At 52.5% G+C, this 1,964-nt stretch carries 1 protein-coding gene and 1 pseudogene; both read right to left on the bottom strand.

All coding sequences use genetic code 11. The annotated features are described in order from the left end of the window. The coding region (locus ACTHSP_RS20105) for a hypothetical protein (RefSeq protein ID WP_440346782.1) at positions 1–1,277 on the bottom strand (1,277 nt) is incomplete at its 3' end. Positions 1,278–1,644: 367 nt separating this feature from the next. Next, positions 1,645–1,869: pseudogene (locus ACTHSP_RS20100) on the bottom strand (capsular polysaccharide export protein, LipB/KpsS family); the annotation flags it as partial. Positions 1,870–1,964 lie beyond the last annotated feature (95 nt).

Here is a 1,964-nt window from a genome sequence, read left to right as displayed (position 1 = left end):
TGACAGCCGACACCTTGCCCGTGATAGTAAAAACAGGCGAGGTGGTATTGGGCGGAAGGGTGGTTTTGTTCGGCAGCAATGGCGTACCAGTGTGCAGCCGCCCGAGGATCTTGCGCCGTACCGAGGCCGTAATGGTAGATGCGGCCTAAGGCTGCCGCCGCGTTTTTATGGTGGAACTCGGCAGCTTCCATGTAATTTTTGCGCGCGGCATTATAGTCGGCGGGACGGCCGATGGCATTGGCTTGTGCTTCCGCCAAACGGTATGTGGTTTCGGTTTGTTGTTGTTGCAGGGCGGTAGTTTTGATTTGTTCGTATTGTTGCGGATGGTACAGCGCGGCGTCGCTGATGAGTTTTTGTGCTGCGGCGGCAGAACCCAGTGCGGCTGCACAGTGGTAGTAATCATGCGCGATATGGTTGTCGGCTTTGATACCGAGGCCGTAGCGGTAGAGGTCGCCCATGATTTTCAGCGCTTCGGGATGGTTTTTCTCGGCAGCGGCTTTGGCATATCGTGCCGCTTGGAACGGATCGCGTTCGGAGAGTTCGCCGGTCAGGGCGTATTGGGCCAGCTTGGCCTGTGCTTCCGCTTGCTCCTTATCGGCGGCACGACGATACCATTTTAAGGCTTCGGGTTTGCGTTGGGCGGCAAGAAGGTCGGCCAGCAGGGTTTGTGCGGCGATGTGGCCGGCTTGTGCGGCTTGTTCGAGATAATGTTCAGCTTGTGCGTGATTGGGGCTGACACCTGTGCCGTAGAAATAAATTTTACCGAGTTGCCAGCAGGCGACAGTTACGCCGAGCGCGGCCGCTTTTTCGTATTGTTCAATGGCTGTTTCAATGTCGCCTTGTCGTTGATGATGACGTGCCAGATGGTAATACGCAGGCGCGGCATATCGGGCGGTGGCAAGCTCCGCCCAGTAGAGGGATTGTGGATCGTTGCGTTGCGCGTGGTAACGCATGAGGATTAATTGGGCTTCGAGGTGACCCTGTTCACCCAGCCAGGCGTATTCGTTAAGAAGCTGTCCGGTTGGAGTGCCGTTGTGTTCGCGTTGTTGCAGTAGGATAAAGAGTGCCTTGGGATGGCGTTGGGCCGCGGCGGCTTCCAGCCATGGAAGTGCCTGCTCCGGATGACCGTTTTGCAGCAGATGGTCGCCCAATACAAAAGCAGCTTCCGTATATCCCTGCTCTGCGGCCTGTTGCAGCAGGGGCAGGGCTTGGGCGGTATTGGATTGTTCCAAAAGGGCGGCGGCTTGCCGGTAGAGGATATCAGGAGCGGCGGTCATGGTTTGCGGGCGGATATAAAGTGGAAGACGGATGCTGCGGCATATGGGCGGCGATACCGGTTGAGGGCTTTGTAAAAATATTGCTCGGCATAGTTTTGTAGAGTGTATTGCCTTGCTGGCTTATCTTTAGGATGCTTGGCTTGTTATATTGTTTTGCCTGGGGGTACATCCATATTTTGTGCGTTGCAAAGGGCTCAGGTTGAGTCGGTATGCGCTCATGACAGCTCGGTCATTATACTGTTTTTGTAATTTATTGTTAATGATAAATGCAGGTTTTTGTGTTTTATTTACATGGCAGTAGCTAAGGTATTGATTGCTTCAGGCCGTCTGAAATGTTTTCAGACGGCCTGAACTTTCCTTCGCTAAGTCAGATTGCTGGTGTGGAAGAGTCGGAAGAGTTTTTGTTGAGGAAAAAGACCTGACTGTAGAAGTTGCCGTTAATTTGGGTTACGTTGAGGTGGTACATACGGTAGGCATGAAACAGCTCTTTGTCAGGCGGTGTCGGATGATTCCAAAATTCTGCCAAGGTATTTTGGTCAGTAATGCCGGGAATATCATAATAGGCACGACCAAGAACCTTAACTGGCATATTGAGACCTTTGCAAAATCCCCCCAAAATCCCCTAAATTCCCACCAAGACATTTAGGAGATTTCTCATGAGCACCTTCTTCCAGCAAACCGCACAAG

It is taken from the genome of Neisseria sp. P0001.S005 (assembly GCF_051963715.1).
The sequence above is the reverse complement of the archived record's forward strand: the minus strand, read 5'-3'. Positions and strand labels throughout refer to the sequence as shown.